General features: G+C 69.3%; 17 protein-coding genes. 1 reads left to right on the top strand and 16 read right to left on the bottom strand.

Translation table 11 applies throughout. The features are described 5' to 3' along the window. Positions 1–114: 114 nt before the first annotated feature. The 4 genes from QM626_RS13585 to QM626_RS13570 all read right to left on the bottom strand — a co-directional run bounded on the left by QM626_RS13585 (position 115) and on the right by QM626_RS13570 (position 5,416). Positions 115–1,563 (bottom strand): aldehyde dehydrogenase family protein, encoded by a 1,449-nt coding sequence (locus tag QM626_RS13585; protein ID WP_415077490.1) that lies wholly within the window; start codon positions 1,561–1,563, stop codon positions 115–117. Positions 1,564–1,611: 48 nt separating this feature from the next. Next, complete coding sequence (locus tag QM626_RS13580; protein ID WP_415077489.1) at positions 1,612–3,069, bottom strand: carotenoid oxygenase family protein; 1,458 nt, start codon at positions 3,067–3,069, stop codon at positions 1,612–1,614. A 278-nt stretch (positions 3,070–3,347) separates the two neighbouring features. Next, positions 3,348–3,809 carry a DUF3237 domain-containing protein gene (locus QM626_RS13575; protein WP_415077488.1) on the bottom strand — a complete coding sequence of 154 codons (462 nt, stop codon included), beginning with the start codon at positions 3,807–3,809 and terminating at the stop codon, positions 3,348–3,350. Then, positions 3,809–5,416, bottom strand: a complete 1,608-nt coding sequence (locus QM626_RS13570) for an MFS transporter (RefSeq protein WP_415077487.1) — start codon at positions 5,414–5,416, stop codon at positions 3,809–3,811. The genes QM626_RS13575 and QM626_RS13570 overlap by 1 nt, the downstream gene beginning before the upstream one ends. 176 nt (positions 5,417–5,592) lie before the next feature. Between QM626_RS13570 and QM626_RS13565 the strand changes: the two genes are divergently transcribed. Further along, entirely contained in the window at positions 5,593–6,876 is a 1,284-nt protein-coding gene (locus QM626_RS13565; protein WP_415077486.1) for a PucR family transcriptional regulator, read from the top strand. A gap of 73 nt (positions 6,877–6,949) precedes the next feature. Here QM626_RS13565 and QM626_RS13560 read toward each other — a convergent pair whose 3' ends face one another. The 12 genes from QM626_RS13560 to QM626_RS13505 all read right to left on the bottom strand — a co-directional run bounded on the left by QM626_RS13560 (position 6,950) and on the right by QM626_RS13505 (position 15,993). Continuing rightward, a complete protein-coding gene (locus QM626_RS13560; RefSeq protein ID WP_415077485.1) occupies positions 6,950–7,915 on the bottom strand; it encodes a hypothetical protein in 966 nt (321 codons plus the stop codon). A 58-nt stretch (positions 7,916–7,973) separates the two neighbouring features. After that, a complete protein-coding gene (locus QM626_RS13555; RefSeq protein ID WP_415077484.1) occupies positions 7,974–8,948 on the bottom strand; it encodes an alpha/beta hydrolase in 975 nt (324 codons plus the stop codon). 149 nt (positions 8,949–9,097) lie between these two features. Continuing rightward, complete coding sequence (locus QM626_RS13550) at positions 9,098–9,643, bottom strand: hypothetical protein (protein WP_415077483.1); 546 nt, start codon at positions 9,641–9,643, stop codon at positions 9,098–9,100. Then, entirely contained in the window at positions 9,640–10,092 is a 453-nt protein-coding gene (locus QM626_RS13545; protein ID WP_415077482.1) for a hypothetical protein, read from the bottom strand. The genes QM626_RS13550 and QM626_RS13545 overlap by 4 nt, the downstream gene beginning before the upstream one ends. Then, a complete protein-coding gene (locus tag QM626_RS13540; protein WP_415077481.1) occupies positions 10,092–10,634 on the bottom strand; it encodes a hypothetical protein in 543 nt (180 codons plus the stop codon). Before QM626_RS13540 ends, QM626_RS13545 begins: the two co-directional genes overlap by 1 nt. Next, positions 10,631–11,050: a DUF3830 family protein gene (locus QM626_RS13535; protein ID WP_415077480.1), complete on the bottom strand. Its 420-nt coding sequence runs from the start codon at positions 11,048–11,050 to the stop codon at positions 10,631–10,633. The genes QM626_RS13540 and QM626_RS13535 overlap by 4 nt, the downstream gene beginning before the upstream one ends. Beyond that, positions 11,047–11,577: a hypothetical protein gene (locus QM626_RS13530; RefSeq protein ID WP_415077479.1), complete on the bottom strand. Its 531-nt coding sequence runs from the start codon at positions 11,575–11,577 to the stop codon at positions 11,047–11,049. The genes QM626_RS13535 and QM626_RS13530 overlap by 4 nt, the downstream gene beginning before the upstream one ends. Beyond that, a complete protein-coding gene (locus QM626_RS13525; RefSeq protein ID WP_415077478.1) occupies positions 11,574–12,008 on the bottom strand; it encodes a DUF3830 family protein in 435 nt (144 codons plus the stop codon). Before QM626_RS13525 ends, QM626_RS13530 begins: the two co-directional genes overlap by 4 nt. Positions 12,009–12,061: 53 nt before the next feature. After that, positions 12,062–12,883 (bottom strand): ABC transporter permease, encoded by an 822-nt coding sequence (locus tag QM626_RS13520; RefSeq protein ID WP_415077477.1) that lies wholly within the window; start codon positions 12,881–12,883, stop codon positions 12,062–12,064. Continuing rightward, a complete protein-coding gene (locus QM626_RS13515; protein WP_415077476.1) occupies positions 12,880–13,746 on the bottom strand; it encodes an ABC transporter permease in 867 nt (288 codons plus the stop codon). Before QM626_RS13515 ends, QM626_RS13520 begins: the two co-directional genes overlap by 4 nt. After that, positions 13,743–14,849, bottom strand: a complete 1,107-nt coding sequence (locus tag QM626_RS13510; protein ID WP_415077475.1) for an ABC transporter ATP-binding protein — start codon at positions 14,847–14,849, stop codon at positions 13,743–13,745. The genes QM626_RS13515 and QM626_RS13510 overlap by 4 nt, the downstream gene beginning before the upstream one ends. 49 nt (positions 14,850–14,898) lie before the next feature. Beyond that, entirely contained in the window at positions 14,899–15,993 is a 1,095-nt protein-coding gene (locus QM626_RS13505; protein ID WP_415077474.1) for an extracellular solute-binding protein, read from the bottom strand. Between the last annotated feature and the right edge of the window lie 22 nt (positions 15,994–16,015).

The following is a 16,015-nucleotide window of genomic DNA, read 5'->3' as shown; positions in this document are numbered from 1 at the left end:
TGTGCGCAGGCACGGGTCCTGCCGCGCACGAGGCCGCAGCGGACACGCTTCTCGGTCGTCCGCTCTCGGTGGGCCGTCTCCGCAGAAACGAAGACGGCCCACCGAGACACGTCGTCAGAACGGGTAGCGGGCGATGTCCGACTGCACCGTGATCCACTGCAGGTCGCAGAAGGTGCTGAGGTTGACGGACGTGCCGAAGTGGCCGCCGGTCCCAGACGCCTTGGCACCGCCGAAGGGTGCGACCGCTTCGTCGTCGACCGTCTGATCGTTGATGTGCACGGCGCCGGAGACGATCCGGTCGGCCAGCTCGAAGGCACGGAACGGATCCCCGGTGAGGATCGACACCGACAGGCCGTACTCCGAGGAGTTGATGATCTCGATCGCCTCGTCGATCGTGTCGTACGCGGTGATCGGAGCGACGGGGCCGAAGATCTCCTGCGAGAACGCCGGAGAGTCCCGGGGCACCTCGGCCAGCACCGTCGGACGGTAGAAGAGATCCTCGTACGTGCCGCCGGCGCGCAGTTCGGCGCCGGCCGAAACAGTCGCCTGCACGATCTGGTCGACCTTGGCCAGCTGACCAGAGTCGATGATCGGGCCGAGCGCGTTCGCCGGGTCGGTCGGATCGCCGACGGTGATGCGTTCCGCGATCTCTGCGAGCTTGGCCGTGTACTCGCCGACGAGTGCCCGCGGCACGAGGTGTCGACCGGTGGTCATGCAGATCTGCCCCTGATGCAGGAACGAGCCCCATGCCCCGGCGGATGCCGCGGCGTCCAGGTCGGCGTCAGGCAGCACGAGCAGCGCGTTGTTGCCGCCGAGCTCGAGGTGCACCTTCTTGAGCAGGGGCGCTGCCGCCTCGCCGATCTTCCGGCCCGCCGCCGTGGATCCGGTGAAGGAGATGCAGGGCACGTCCGGGTGGGCGACCAGCGCGGCGCCGACCTCAGCGCCGGCCGGCAGCACGTGGAGCAGGCCGTCGGGGAGCCCCGCCTCGGCGAGGATCTCGGCAAGGATCAGACCCCCCGCGATCGGGGTACGAGGATCGGGCTTGAGGATCACCGCGTTGCCGAGGGCAAGCGCCGGCGCGACGGACCGGGTGGAGAGGATGGCGGGGAAGTTGAAGGGACTGATCACGCCCACGATGCCCACCGGCACGTAACGCCCGACCGAGAGACGCGGCTTCATGCTTCGCAACAACTGCCCGTAAGGCTGCGAGGCCAGTCCTGCCGACTCGGCGAGCTCGGACGTCACCAGCGCCGTCTCGAAGGAGGCCTTGCCGAAGCCGGATCCCGACTCGGGCACGAGCCAATCGGTGAGCCGTTCGGGCGCCTCCTGCAGCAACGCTGCGGCCTTCGCGAGCACGGCCGCGCGTTCGGTGTACGGAAGCGCCGCCCAGGCGGGCTGCGCCTCCTTCGCGGCAGCCACGGCGGCGTCGAGGTCGACGGTGTCGGCGATACCCACCGTCCCGATCGTGGCGCCGGTCGCGGGCGCGGTGACCTCGAGCACGCCTCCGCGCCCGGCGACGAAGCCGCCGGAGCCGAAGATGCTGTTCTCCCAGATGGTGGTCATCGGATCAACCTGTCTTTCTGCTGGTCTGCATGGATGGATGGCGGTCGCTCACACGTTCTCACGCTGGGCCGCGATCGCGGCATCCAGCTGTTCCGCTTCGGCCCAGGTGCCATGGAACGCGAAGGGCACGCGGACCGGAAGCCTCACGCGCGCGAGCGGAGCCGCGTCGAAGGTCACGGTCTCGTGCACCAGCAGCTCCGAGAGGCCGGTGTGACGGTTCCACCACAGGGACAGCAGATAGCCGTCGTTCTCGGCGGTAGCGCCTCTGCGCTGCACGAAGACGGGCTCGCTCGGATTGGTGAGGCCGTCGACGCCCTCGACGACGATGGTCTGGCCGGAGTCGAAGTCGAAGCGCGCCAGTCCGTCGGTCATGGTCTCGGGCGTCAAGTCACGCGTCGTGGCGAAGTACCCGTACTGGAGCTTCTGCCCGATCAGGGCGTCATTGATCTTCGGGAATTCTCCGGCGACGCCGCTCAGCATCCGGTTCGAGGCTCTCCGGGTCGTGGGGTCGAGCTCGAACCGCCATGCCATAGCCGGTGGGAACCAGCTGTGCGACTCGATCGGCTCGTCGGAGAGGCCAGCAGGGTTGCCGAGGCGGGCGATCACATGGAGGTCCACCACGATCTTGTCGTCGGTCTCATAGGCGTTGAAGAAATGCGTCGGAGCGAGCATCACGCCGGTGTCGTACCACGTGACCTTCTTCGTGCGGCGATCGAGGACGGCGAACCGGCTGCCGCCGGGAACGGCATCCTCGTCCCAGAGCACGCCCGGGCGTCCCTGCATGATGCGGTCGAGCCGGAACTGGGTGGGCGAGATCAGGAAGATCGCGTGGTGCTCGCTGACGATGTAGTCGTGCACCATCGCCGGACACCCCATGTCGAAGGTGACGCTGTCGATGATGTTCGCGGTTCGCGCATCGGCCTCGTACCAGGTCAGGTTCCGCCCGACGGCGGCGAAGAACAGCATGTTCCCGCTGTGCGGATCGAGCTTGTAGTGCGCCGTGCACAACACATCGATCCCGCCGTTGAAGTCGTACGAGCCGTAGGTGTCGAGCGTCTCCGCGTCGAGCGAGGTGGGCAGCCCTCCCTCGAAATAGACGAGGAGGTGGTCGGCGAACAGGCCGACGTTGGTGTTGGCGACGTTCTTGGACGGCGGGGCCCCGGCCGGCAACGTCGCAGGCGCCGAACTGGAGCCGTTCACGAAGCCGCTGTAGATCGCCTCCCCTGCCTCGACCTCGATCTTCATCGAATCGGTCATGACCCACTTCATCCGGAAGGAGGCCTTGCCGTCGCGGATGTACGTGGCAGCGACGCCGCCGTCCCCCTCCCACCAGTGGTAGCGGTCCAGATCTCTGGGAGCGAAGCGGGGGTTGTTCGCGATGCGGAACAGCGCACCGGCGAGATCCTCAGGGAGCTTCCCGATCACCGGAAGATCGTACGCCGCCGATTCCTCGGCCCACGGGGCGAAGGGACCGTTGAGAAACTTGTTGGCGGTGTCCCACTGCACGTCCTGAGGATGGCGGGGCGCCGTCGCGCGAGGGAGGAACTGGGTCGGGGAGACGAGCGGTGCGCTGCGCATGGACGGATCTCTTTCGTGGTCGTCAGGTCAGTGGGAGTGATGGCCAGACGACCGAAGACTCCATTGTGTTCAGGCTTCTGCCACAGTCGTTGTAGCGTCGGACGTCAGTCTCTTCTGGTAGAAGATCAGAATTCTCCGACTTCGGGGATGAACCTGCTCGCCGCAACTATCGCTATACGACAATTGCGGCGAGCGTAGGTCAAGCGTCAGTCGACCACGAAGACGTCGACCGTGACGCGATCGGGGCGATGCGGGGCACGCAGGCTGCCGACGCACACGATCTCGTTCAGCCAGGCGACCGGGCCATCGGCATCCACTTCGAAACGCGGCTGCGTGCGGCAGTACCACCTGTCGGCGAGCTGCTGCTCGCCGCCGAAGATCCGCTGCATCGTCGCGTCGTCCTGTGTGCCCCACCCCTCGTTGGTGATCATGACGTGCGCGCCGTCATCGGTGCGCAGGGTGTAGCGGGCCCACAGGTGCGTGATGCCGTCAGTTCGTGCGAGGTTCCAGTCGGCGCCCCCGGGCAGGATGCTCCCGGACAGTCGGGGGCCGGAGAACGTGCCACCGACGATCGGGATGACTCTGCGCACCCCGGCCGCCGTCCGCCCGATCTCGATCGGCGGGGCCAGCTCGACGTCCAGCGTGGTCAGCAGCGACAGGTCGAGCATCAGGTCTCCGCTCGCTCGCCGGCTGCGGGAGCGCTCGCGCCGTCCGCCACGCCGTCGGGCAGCGGCGCCACGGCCCGCGCGCCGCGCATGACCACGAGCACGATCAGCGCCGCCACCACCGAGAGCCCCGCCATCGTCAGCAGGCCCAGGTCGAAGCCCTGCTCCAGGGCCGTCGTCGCGATCGGCGCCACGAGCTCGTGGATCGCGTCCGGCAGCGGCGCGTTGGCGACGGCGAGCGGACCGCCCTGGGCGAACACTCCCTCGGCGGCGGCCGCGACGTCGGCGGGCAGGGAGCCGGAGCTCAGCTGCTGCGAGGTGGACGCCGCGGCAGTGCCGATGGCGACGGCGGCCACCACGGCCGGGCCCAGGGTCTGACCCGTCTCGCGCACGAGGCTGGTGGCGCCGGAGGCCATGCCGATGTGCTCGTGGCTGACGGAGTTGACCGCAGCCGCCGTGAGCGAGGTGAACATGACGATGAACCCGATGCCCAGCAGCAGGATGGGCGCGGCGAGCGGGAGCAGGTCAGTGGTGCTGTCGGGAAGCGCGGCGAGCCAGACCTGCCCGACCGCGAGCAGCAGCAGACCGACGACCAGGAGCGTGCGCGGCGAGATCCGGTGGATCAGACCCGGGAGCCACCGGGCGAGCACGAGCGGCACGAGCTGGATCAGGACGAAGGGAAGAGCGACCATCAGCGGCGCGGCGTGCGCGATGGGACCGAGCTTGATCGCGACCGAGTACGCGGTCCCCATGAAGCTCAGCATGCCCAGCAGGCCGGCTGCGGCCGCCGCTGCGAACGCGGGGATCTTCAGCAGCCGGATCTGGAACATCGGGTTCCGGCTGCGCAGCTCCACCCACGCGAACAGCGCCAGGGCGACGACGGCGACGGCGAACGAGACGACGACCTCGAGGCTCGTGTACCCGGCTTCGGAGCCTTGGATCACGGCGAAGATGAAAGCCATCAGCCCGATGATCACGAGCACCTGCCCCGGCCAGTCCAGGGAACGTCGGATGGTCGAACGACTGTCACGGGCGACGGCGCTTACGAGTACGAGAGCGATGATCGCACCGATCAGGATCGGGATGAAGCCGGCTCCGAGCCCCGCGTTCTCCACCATGATCGCCGACAGCAGCGGCGAGACCGCGGCGCCGATGGAGATCGCGATCGCCCATCGTGACAGCGCGTGTGCGCGTGACTCCGCGTCGGGAGAGTATTCGGCGGCCGACGCGAGGGTCGAAGGAAGAAGCATCGCCGCACCGATGCCGAGCAGGACGAGCGCGATCGCCAGCAGGATCAGCGACGATGAGAGGATGCCGATCACCGCACCGACCCCGACGACCGCCAGGCCGATCTGCATCAGCTTCTTGCGGCCGAAGACATCGCCGAGCACCCCGAAGTTGAGCTCGAGCAGCGCCGTGGGCGTGAACACCGCGGCCGTCAACCAGGTCAGCTGCGTCGCGCTCGCACCGTAGGTGGACTGGATGGTGTCGTTCAGCGGGGCGAGAACGGTCAGGCACATCTGGGCGACGAGGACGGCAGCCGATGCCGACCAGATCGTCGGATTGTGGATCGGCCGGGCGAGCGTCGCCTCGGGAGTCGAGGATGACACGAGAGCTACCTCCTTGTAGCGGGTGGGGCGGCGCTACCATGGCGCCGAGACAAGGCATCGCGGGCGATGATGCCGACGATAGTTTTCCCGCGACAAGACAGCGCTCGCTCCTGCCCGGAGAAGAAAGCGTCCTAGAGTATTTGTCGCGTCGCGACAGGCTCGGATCGAGGAGAACCATGCGTCAGTGGCTGGAGACTCTCGCGCCGACTGGACCCGTCGCCTCGACCGCATCCGACGAGCTCCGTTCTCATGCGCAGAGCCGGGTCGGCGCGGATGCCGTGGCGTGGGCTGCGGAGGTGACGGCGAGCGTGGTCGCACACCTCACCGTGGAACGCACCGATCCGGCCGGGGCGATGGAGATCGCTGGAGCGCGCGGGTGCGAAGAGTGCCTGCTCACCACTCTCGTCGGACTCGCCGACCAGAGCGGTGATGTCATCACTCCGGAGGCCGCGCTCGACGACGCTCGGGTCGCCGCACGGGCGAGCATCCCGCTCGAGAACCTGCTGCGGATCGTCTGGGCGTGCCACGCGGCCGTGGAGCAGTTGCTGCTGGAACGGATCGCGGCATCCATCGCGCCGACTTCCGTGGTCGATGAGGTCCGGGACCTCGTGGCGATGCTGGCCGTGTTCATCGATCGCTATGTCACGGATATCAGCGCGACGTACGCGCACGAACGGCTCGAGAGCGAGAGCCGTCTCCTCGTCGAGCGGCGCCGCATCGTCGACGCGGTCCTCGACGGCATCGAACCCCCGGCGAACGCAGAATCCCTCCTCGGCATCACCTGGGAGCATCACCACGTGGCCGCGATGGCGTGGTCGTCTGGCGGCAACCGGGTCTTCCACTCCGAGGACAGCGCCTACCGCTTCGGCGAACGGGTCGCTCGGCAGCTCGGAGCCTCCTGGCTCGTCATCGAGCGCGGCGATCACGTCGAGTTCCACTGGTCGTTCGCCCGTGCCGGCCAGTTCGACCTCGCCGCGGTCGACGCAGCTCGGCCGGCGCGGATGCGGCTGGCACTGGGGCCGGTCATCGCCGGCGTAGCCGGCTTCGCCGCGAGCACAACGGCGGCGCGGCGGACGCGCGTCGTCGGACTCGCGATGCGCGAGCCCCCGGACGTCCTTCGGTACGAGGACGTCAGCTACGTCGCGCTGCTCATCGCCGACCGGCAGCAGGCTCGAGAATTCGTGCACCGCGAGCTGGCAGGACTGCTCGGGCCGGATCCGATGTCCGAGGCGATCCGTGAAACCCTCCGCCACTTCCTGCTCGGCGGCCGAAGCCGCCAGGTCGCAGCGCAGGCCACGCACGTGGCGACGACGACCGTCGCCTACCGGGTGAAGCGGGCGGAGGAGCTCCTGGGCCGGTCCACCTTCGACCGCACGCAGCAGACCATCGCTGCCCTGGAGCTTCTGCACGCCTTTCCGGCCTTGGCGGGCCTCGACGTGGCCGGACCGCAGCGAGCATGACCGATCCTCCATGAGCGCTGCCCGCCGACACTCGCTCCGCGACAGGAATCTCGCCACGTAGACGGCCGACCGGTCAAACGAGCCGGGCGAGCAGCCGCGCGGTCTCGTAGCGCGTGCGCCCCAGCCCCGACCGCGGGTCGTAGCCGAGCTGTCGGGTGAGCGATTCGTGACGCGCCTGCAGGGTGCTGTGGTGCAGGCCCAGAGCCCCGGCCGCCGCGCGCACGCTGTCGGCCTCGACGAGCTCGTCGAGCAGCTCACGCGTGCGCTCGTCGAGGGCGAGCAGCACCCCGACGTCGGGATGCTGCGACTGTCGGGGGTCGAACGACCGCGCCACCACGATCAGGGCGCCGAGATCGTCCGCGCAGACGACCGGATGCCGGCGGTCGGCGAGACGCAGAGCGAGACGCGCGTCTTCCCACGCCTGCGGGAGGACGTCGGCCGACGACGCGAGCGCGTAGCCCGCGGGGCCCGCGCCCGGGGCGTGGGACGGCGTCATGAGCACGGCTCGGACCAGTCCGCGGGCGTCGGCGACGAGCGCCGAGGGGCCCGCAACGGGCATGTCGGGCTGCTGCGCGATCACACGCACCGGCCCTGCCGCCTCCAACGGCAGGCGTGCGAGCGCCGTCGCACGCTCGGATGCCGGCCGGCCGGCATCCAGCACGATCTCGACCGCGCCCGCCTCGGGCACCCCGCGGCGGGCGTCCGCGATCATGACCGCGAGCGAGAGCCTGTCGAGCACCATCGCGTCGTTGGCGTGCGCCTCGCCGACCCGCTCGATCCAGACGGTGCGTCCGCCGACCTCCGACGACGGCCAGTCGCCGCGGTCGCCGTCGTCGCCACGCCGGCCGTTCGCGTCGACCCTGGTCACCCGACCGGAGGTCTCCGCTCCCGCCGCGACACCGGTCAGCACCACGGCCGCACGCACCAACGACTCGATCCCGGCGCCGCCGGCCACGAGGGCGTCGAAGTACGAGATGACCTTGAGCGACGCGCTCGCGTCCGCGTCGAGAGCGGTCAGGCGTCCGGCGAGTTCCTGCATCTGGGCTCCATCGCTGTGCGGCCCATCCTATGCCGTCCGGCCTCGCCGGGCGGAGGGATCATCCCAGGATGCGGGCCACCCAGTTGTCGCGCGCGGCGACCATCTGCTGCGAGAGCACAGCCTGCGGGGCGAAGCCCTCGAAGCCGTGGAAACCGCCCGGCCACACGTGCAGCTCCGCCTGACCGCCGGCGGCCCAGATCGCGGTCGCATACGCGACGTCCTCGTCGCGGAACACCTCGGAGCTGCCGCAGTCGATGAACGCCGGCGGCAGACCGCTGAGATCGGCGGCCCGGGCCGGCGCCGCGTAGATGGAGACGTCGTCGGTGCCCCTGCGCTCGCCGAGCAGGGCGCTCCAGCCCGTGATGTTGCTGCCCCGGTCCCACACCCCGACCCCGTCGATCTGCAACGTGGACACCGTGGCGTCCCGGTCGTCGAGCATCGGATACATCAGCAGCTGCCCGATCAGCGCGGGACCCTGCCGGTCGCGCGCGAGCAGAGCGGTGCCGGCGGCGAGACCGCCTCCCGCGCTGCCGCCGGCGATCAGCAGCCGGCCGGGCTCGATGCCCAGCCCGTCGGCGTTCTCCGCCGTCCAGAGCAGACCCGCGTAGCAGTCCTCCACGGGAACGGGGTCGGGATGCTCGGGTGCCAGCCGATACTCCACCGTCACGACGACCGCGTTGTACCGATGGACCCACTCGGCGAACGCGGCGACGCCCGACCAGCGGTCGCCCAGGATCATGCCGCCCCCGTGCGTGTGGTAGATGCCGGGCCCCGTGCCGACGCGGCCTCTGGCCTGCACCACGCTCACGACGATGTCGTCACCGCCGTAGCCGGCGATCGTGACGTCTCGCGCCTCCAGGGCCGCCTGATCGAGGGCCTCGGCCGGCGTCGGGAGACCGGGGAGGGCCGCGTTCCGCAACGCGGGGATCATGTCGGGGGTGAGCGTGGTCGGGAAGACCCCGGCGAGCGCGTCCAGCGCGGCGGCGAGCTCGAGGTCGAAGGGCGGATGGCGCAGCTGCTCGGCATCGATCATGAGAACTCCTTCGTTCGGCGCCGCCTCGTCGCGACTGGGTCAAGCTTCGCTCGCACGGTCGCGGCCGTCATCCGCCGCGTGGACGTGAACGCCGCCGCGGGACCCGCCATGCGGCGGGTCCCGATCGCTGACGGGCGCCGGCTGCCCCGCTAGTCGGCACGAGGGCCCGCGGCGCCGAGAGCGGCCGCGAGTCGCGCGATGTCGCCCGGGGAGCGCTGCGGGAAGACGGCCCCCAGGCCCCACGGGAAGATGCCGTACATCCAACGGAACATCCGATTCAGGTAGGCGGTGAAGCTCGTCGTGAGCGCCTGGAACTCCTCCCGGGTCGTCGACGCCGCGATGCCGTCCAGGTACCGATGACCGAGCTCGCGCACCTCGCCGAGACCGAGATCGCCGAGGAACGTGAACTGATCGAACGGTTCGCGCAGAAGCGCGTTCACGGTGGCGCGCAGAGCCTTCGCGTCGACGTCCTCCGTCTGCGACAGCAGCAGGAGCCGGAACAGCAGATGAGGGCCCAGGAGCGTGAGCATCCCTTCGAGGTGCACGAGCACCGAGAAGAGCTGCGCATCGGTTCCACCGGTTCCCGTGCTGATCCCGCCGCGCAGCAGCGTGATCTCGGCGGGCTCGTCGAGCCAGATCCGGTCGAGCTCCCGGTCGATCTCGTCGCAGAGTCGTCGCGTGTCACGGGAGATCATGCCGCCTCCACCGCCCGCCGCACGACGACCCGCACCGGCTGAGTCGCCTGGGTGAGCACGGTGCGCGTCCAGACGTGTCGACCGATCCGGGCGAGGATCGGCAGCTCGTCGTCCGGCACGCGCGCGAACTCGTTGACGAAGGCGGTCTCCCGCACGTCGTCGTAGGTGAGGTTGAGACTGTGGATGAGGGGGTAGAAGTAGACGCTGCCCGGCGTGCGGCGGACAGCGGCGCGGGAGCCGAGGTAGGTGAGCCGCGTGATGACCCAGAGGCCGCCGCCGGCGATCACCTGGTGACCGATCACGGTCTCGAACGGCAGCGCGTTCCACACCGCATCCGCCGTCTCGGCATTGACGTCGTCGTGCAGCACGAAGTGCACGGCGAGATCCAGCTCCGGCACCCGCAGCTCGCCGACGCGACGGGCGGCCGTCGCGCTCGCCAGGGTGTCCATCACATCCCCGGGTTGTCGCGACGCCAGAGCGCCGCGGCGGCCGCGATCTCGGTCGTGGCGTCGGGGGCGACCTTCGGGAACCGGTCCCCGAGCCACCACGGGAACACGAGATGAACCCACTGGTACATCCGGTTGAAGTAGCTGAGGAAGGCGCCGGTGAGGGCGACGAACTCGTCCCGGTCGACCGTCTCCAGCGCCGCCAGGTAGCGGATGCCGAGCCGGTGCGTCGAGGCGAGACCCAGATCGCCCAGGAACTCGAACTGGTCGAACGGTCGCTTCAGCAGGCCGATCATCGCCTGACGCAGCTCGTACGTCCCGAAATCCGGATCCTGGCTGAGCAGCAGGATGCGGTAGATCCCGTGGGGTCCGAGCAGCATCAGGAACGACTCCAGATGCACGAGCACGGAGAAGTACTGACCCTCGCTGCCGGCGCCGGTCAGGGTCACGCTGCGGCGGACGAGCGTGATCTCGTACGGCTCCTCGCTCCAGACACGACGTGTCTCGGCGTCGATGTCGGCGATGAGGTCTGACACGGCGCTCATTCGCCCACCTCCTCGATGACGACGGGCGTGAGGCGGCTCTCGCCCGACGCGATGGTGTTGTGCCAGACCAGCTGACCGATGCGGGTCAGCGTGTCGAGATCCTGCTCGCGCACCCGGCCCACCTCGTTGACGAAGGCGCTCTCGGAGATCTGCCCGTACGTCAGCGCGACGATCTGCATCGGACCGTAGAGGTAGACGCTGCCGATGGTGCGCCGCCGGGGAACGGTCTGCCCGAGGTGCACGATCGTCGTGGGCACCCAGATGCCGCCGCCGGAGACGACGGTGTGACCCAGCGAGCTCTCGATCGGGAGCGCCCTCCAGAGTGCCGCGACCGACTCCGGGTTGACCTCGTCGAGGAGGTCGACGGTCACGGCGAGATCGGTGTCGGGCACTCTCACGCGGACGCTGCGGGTCATCGGGACACCTCCTCGATCGCGCGGACCAGCGCAGCCACGTCGGCGCCGGTCTGCTTCGGGAACACGGCGGCGAGGTTCCACGGGAACAGCCCGTGGATCCAACGGAACATGCGGTTGAAGTACGTGACGAAGTCTCCGGTGAGCTCGCGGTAGGCATCGCGTGACTCGATCGTGCGGATCTCGTCCAGGTAGCGCTCTCCCAGCGCGTGCAGGGTGGGCAGGCCCAGGTCGCCGAAGAACTCGAAGTGGTCGAAGGGGCGCTCGAACAGCGTGAGCGTCGTCTCGCGCAGCGCGTAGAGGTCGATCTTCTCGTCCTCCGCCAGCAGCAGCAGCCGGTACATGACGTGCGGCCCGAGGATCATCGCGAAGGCCTCCAGATGGACGAGGTTCGCGAAGTACTGGCCGTTGCTGCCGCCCCCGCCGATCGCGATGCCGTGCCGCACGAGCGTGATCTCGGCGGGCTCGTCGAGCCAGATCCGCTCTGTCTGCGCGCGCAGGTCCTGGCGCAGGTCGCTGAACGAGCTCATGCCGCGACCGCCGTGGCCTCGACGCGGTCGACGAGGACGCGCACCGTGCGACGGTGCGGCTCGATGATCGTCGTGTCCCAGACGTGCTTGCCGATCTCCGCGAGCGTGGCGAGGTCGTTCTCGCGCACCCGCGCGAACTCGTTGACGAACGCGCTCTCGGACACCGCGCCGTAGGTGATGCAGATGCTCTGCATGGGCGGGTAGAAGTATACGCTGCCCGGTCGGCGCCGCACCGCGACGCGCGGGCCGACGTAGATGCGACGGGTGGGGATCCACAGGCCGCCGCCCGAGACGACGACGTGGCCGATGATCGATTCGAGCGGCAGCGTGTCCCACACCAGCTCGCACGTCGCGGGGTTCTGCTCGGTGAGCAGGTCGATCGTGACGGCCAGCTCGGTGCCGGTCAGGCTGAGACGGAGAGCGCGGTTCATGCGCGCTGTCTCGGATTCATGCGGTGGTGCTCCTTCATGGGGTTCGGTGATGGTCAGTTGTCGCGCCCGCCGACGCCGCCGCTCAGCCGGTCGAGGCCGAACAGCCGCGCAGCGAGCACCACGACGACGATCGTGACGGCGAGGATGAGGGTCGAGTACACGCTCGCGACGGGGTCGAAGGTCTCCCGCAGCCGGGCGATCATGACACCGGGGAAGGTCTGGTAGCGGACCGATCCGATGAAGTTGATGATGACCGACTCGTCGAAGGCGTGGACGAACGAGTAGACGGCGGCGGTGAACACGCCCTGTGCGGACAACGGGATGGTCACGCCCATGATGGCCCGGAGACGGCCGGCGCCGTAGACGCGGGCGGCGATCTCGGCGTCCGTCCCTTGTCCGGCGAGCACGCCGGCGATCATCCGGGTCGTGAACGGCAGCGTGATGACGATGTACGCGACCAGCACCCCGAACGGGTTCCCGAGCATGCCGATCTTGCTCAGGATGATGAGGAATGCGAGACCGAGCACGGCGCTCGACACGAACAGCGGGCCGAGCGCGATGACGTTGACCAGGCGTGCGCCGCGGGGGTTGCGGGTGATGGCCAGGGCGGCGACGTAGCCGATCACGAGGGCGAACGCGGTCGAGATCGCGGCGAGCCACGCACTGTGCGCGAGACCCTCGAGGAACTGCTCCTCGCCGAAGGCGGTGACGTACCAGCGCAGGCTGAACCCGCGCGGCGGGAACTCCACGAGAGCCCCCGAGGTGAAGCTCGTGGCGGCGACGACGACCAGGGGCGCGACCAGGAACACGATCACGAGGTAGGCGGGGACGCTGCGCAGGATGCGGCCGGCGCGGGTGCCGCCCGCGGGGCTCATGCGCGGCCTCGCGCGCCGGCGCGCTGCACCAGCTGCAGCGCGACCAGAGTGAAGACGACGCACATCACGAGCAGCGTGATCGACAGCGCCGCGGCCATGGGCCAGTTCGCGCTGGTGCCGCCGCCGGCGGAGTTCGTGTAGATCTGCAGAGCGGTCATCTGGACCTTCCCTCGGCCGAGCAGGAGCGGCGCCAGGAACGCCGAGAGATTGAGCGGGATCGCGAAGATGAGAGCGGTCGCCATGCCCGACGACGTCATCGGCAGGATGACCGTGCGGAACGCGCGTGCCGGGGAGGCCCCGAAGACGGCGGCGGCCTCCTCGACCGGACGGGGAACCTGATCGACGGATGCCGAGAGGGACAGCACGGTGTACGGCAGCGAGGCGTACACGAGCCCCACGATGACGCCCGCCTTCGTGCCCAGGATCGAGTCGGGCGCGCCGAACAGCGAGAGGAAGGCCGAGAGCGGACTCGACTCGTCGAACAGGATCTGCCAGGCGTACAGCTTGATGATGAACGCGACCAGCAGCACCGTGATGACGATGCCCATGTAGACGTCGCGCGTCCGCCCCGACGCCCGCGAGATGTGCAGTGCGAGCGGGTATCCGATGACCACCGCGATCGCCGATCCGACGATGGCCATCCACACCGTGTTCAGGAGCACGCCGTAGTAGATCGAGTCGATGAAGACCCGGAGATAGTTGTCGAAGGTGACGGTCGGGTCGTACAGCGTGAACAGGCTCGGCGTGAACACGCTGACCGCGACGATCCATCCGATCGCCACCCAGAACAGCAGGAAGAACGGGCTCGAGGTGAGCAGCCACCAGCGCGAGATCGCCGTGACGGGGCGGGTGGCGGTGCTCATTCGGCGTCCCGGAACACGAGGGTGTCGGATGCGTGCCAGCCCAATCGCGTCCGCTGGCCGACGGCCGGCCGTGTCGGGGCGTCGACCGCCAGCCGGGCGGCGATCGGTGCGCCGAGGCCGTCGACCTCGGCGGTGACCGACAGATGCGTGCCGCCGAACTCGACATGCGCCACGAGGCCGTCGAGCGCGACGGCGCCGTCGGGGAGCTCCCCGACGAGAACGTGCTCCGGCCGTACGCCGATGCGGATCGTTGCGGCATCCGCCGGCACACCGACCGGCAGCCGGTGTCCGCTGGCGGCGATGACCGCGTCGCCGGCGCCGATCGCGTCGAACTCGTTCACGTCGCCGAGCAGGCGCGCGGTCTGCGCGTGCTGCGGCCGCTGGTACAGCTCGCTCGGCGTCCCGATCTCCAGCACCCGCCCGGCCGACATGACGCCGATGCGGTCGGACATGGCGAGCGCCTCCGACCGGTCGTGGGTGACGTAGAGGATCGTGACCCCGAGGTCGCGCTGCAGGTCGCGCAGCTCGCCGCACATCTGCTGGCGCAGGGTCGTGTCCAGATTGGAGAGCGGCTCGTCGAGCAGCATGATCGATGAGCGCACGGCGACGGCGCGGGCGAGTCCGACGCGCTGCTGCTGGCCGCCGCTGAGCTGCGCGGGGTAACGGTCGCCGAAGCCGGTCAGGCCGACGCGCTCGAGGGCGGCATCGGACTGCCGGTCGCGCTCGCGCCTGCGGATTCCGCGCATCCGCAGGCCGTAGCCGACGTTCTGCCGCACGGTGAGGTGTGGCATGAGCGCATAGTTCTGGAACACCATCGCGATACCGCGCCGATGCACCGGCACGCGGGTGACGTCGCGGTCGCCGATGCGGACGCTGCCGGTGCTCGTGCCGAGCAGGCCCGCGACGAGTCGCAGTGTCGTGGTCTTCCCGCAGCCGCTGGGGCCGAGGAGCGTGAAGAACTCCCCGGCCCCGATGGTGAGAGAGAGGCCGTCGACGACCCGAGACGATCCGTAGGCGACCGTCACGTCGGTGAGCTCGATGCGCTCGCCGCGGCGGGGCGTCTCGACGGACGCGGCGGGAGGCGCGGATGCCGTGGTCGTCATCTTCTGTCCTGTTCTCTCGTGCGGATGCTCGGCGCGGGGGCGGCTGCGGTCAGCCGATCGCCTCGTTGAACTTCGCGATGAGGTCGGTCTCGAGCGGCACGATCTGCTCCCACGGGATCTGGACGAGCGCGTTGACCTCGTCCGGTCCGTAGGTGATCTGCGCGGCGAGCTCGTCGCTGACGACCGCGGTCGAGTTCGACGGCCCGTAGCCGCCGTTGCTCGCCCAGCCGGCCTGCGCGACCGGGTCGAGCATGTAGTTCATGAGCACCTCGGCCCAGTACTTGTTCGGGGTGTTCGTGAGCGCGATCATCGTCGCGACGGGGATCGATCCCTCCTCGGGCGCGGCGTAGGCGAGCGTCGAGCCGTCGGCGTTCGCGGCGATGACCTGGCTGTCCTGCCACACGCCCAGCGCCGCGGCGCCGCTCGTCATGGCCGTGGCGAGGTCGCCGGAGCTGCTCGCGGCCGAGTAGAGGTTCGGCTTGAGCTCGGTCTTGACCTCGTCGAGAACCTCGTCGTAGTCGCTGAGCTGCGTCGGCCACGCGCCGTTGAGCGTGTACGCCATCAGCGAGAGCCAGCTGACGGTGTTCTGCGCATCGGGGGATCGCACCACGACCTCGTTCGGCAGGTCCAGGTCGAACAGGTCGAACCAGCTCGTCGGCGCCGTGGTGATCTTCGTCGTGTCGTAGACGAGGCCCTGGGAGGCGTAGTTCATGACCACCGCGGAGTCGGACTTCTTCGCCACGTCGAACAGGTCGGCCGCGTTGGTCACCACGTCGGGGTCGTAGGGCTGGAGCACGCCCGCCTGCTCGGCGAGCAGTCGCTGCGGGTCGCCCGCGACGTAGATGTCGATCTCGGGCGAGTCGCCTTCCGCCTCGAGCGTGGCCAAGGGCGGGGCCGTCGTCACCATGTTCACGGTGATCCCGGTGTCGGCCTCGAAGGGTTCGACGACGTACTTCTCCATGTTGTCCTCGAACGCCCCCGAGAACACGTTGATCGTGAGGGAGTCGGGCTTGTCCGGGATCGCGGAGGATGCGTCGGAGCTGGACGTGGTCGTGCTGGAGCAACCCGCGAGCGCGATCACCGCCGCGGTGGTCACCGCGACGGCTGCAAGGCGCGAGCGCCGCATGGTGATGCGGTACTTCATGACGTCTCCTAGGTAGAGGTTG

Source organism: Microbacterium sp. (genome assembly GCF_047606385.1).
Classification (GTDB): Bacteria; Actinomycetota; Actinomycetes; order Actinomycetales; family Microbacteriaceae; genus Microbacterium.
Note: the sequence above shows the minus strand (reverse complement) of the source record. Positions and strands in the feature narration are given on the sequence as shown.

What these genes read in the sequence shown, in the direction of transcription:
- QM626_RS13540 (WP_415077481.1), bottom strand. Translation starts at nt 10,634, where the DNA reads ATGAGCGCCGTGTCAGACCTCATCGCCGACATCGACGCCGAGACACGT.
- QM626_RS13550 (WP_415077483.1), bottom strand. Translation starts at nt 9,643, where the DNA reads ATGATCTCCCGTGACACGCGACGACTCTGCGACGAGATCGACCGGGAG.
- QM626_RS13565 (WP_415077486.1), top strand. Translation starts at nt 5,593, where the DNA reads ATGCGTCAGTGGCTGGAGACTCTCGCGCCGACTGGACCCGTCGCCTCG.
- QM626_RS13530 (WP_415077479.1), bottom strand. Translation starts at nt 11,577, where the DNA reads ATGAGCTCGTTCAGCGACCTGCGCCAGGACCTGCGCGCGCAGACAGAG.
- QM626_RS13535 (WP_415077480.1), bottom strand. Translation starts at nt 11,050, where the DNA reads ATGACCCGCAGCGTCCGCGTGAGAGTGCCCGACACCGATCTCGCCGTG.
- QM626_RS13520 (WP_415077477.1), bottom strand. Translation starts at nt 12,883, where the DNA reads ATGAGCCCCGCGGGCGGCACCCGCGCCGGCCGCATCCTGCGCAGCGTC.
- QM626_RS13510 (WP_415077475.1), bottom strand. Translation starts at nt 14,849, where the DNA reads ATGACGACCACGGCATCCGCGCCTCCCGCCGCGTCCGTCGAGACGCCC.
- QM626_RS13585 (WP_415077490.1), bottom strand. Translation starts at nt 1,563, where the DNA reads ATGACCACCATCTGGGAGAACAGCATCTTCGGCTCCGGCGGCTTCGTC.
- QM626_RS13525 (WP_415077478.1), bottom strand. Translation starts at nt 12,008, where the DNA reads ATGAACCGCGCTCTCCGTCTCAGCCTGACCGGCACCGAGCTGGCCGTC.
- QM626_RS13575 (WP_415077488.1), bottom strand. Translation starts at nt 3,809, where the DNA reads ATGCTCGACCTGTCGCTGCTGACCACGCTGGACGTCGAGCTGGCCCCG.
- QM626_RS13505 (WP_415077474.1), bottom strand. Translation starts at nt 15,993, where the DNA reads ATGAAGTACCGCATCACCATGCGGCGCTCGCGCCTTGCAGCCGTCGCG.
- QM626_RS13555 (WP_415077484.1), bottom strand. Translation starts at nt 8,948, where the DNA reads ATGATCGATGCCGAGCAGCTGCGCCATCCGCCCTTCGACCTCGAGCTC.
- QM626_RS13560 (WP_415077485.1), bottom strand. Translation starts at nt 7,915, where the DNA reads ATGCAGGAACTCGCCGGACGCCTGACCGCTCTCGACGCGGACGCGAGC.
- QM626_RS13515 (WP_415077476.1), bottom strand. Translation starts at nt 13,746, where the DNA reads ATGAGCACCGCCACCCGCCCCGTCACGGCGATCTCGCGCTGGTGGCTG.
- QM626_RS13545 (WP_415077482.1), bottom strand. Translation starts at nt 10,092, where the DNA reads ATGGACACCCTGGCGAGCGCGACGGCCGCCCGTCGCGTCGGCGAGCTG.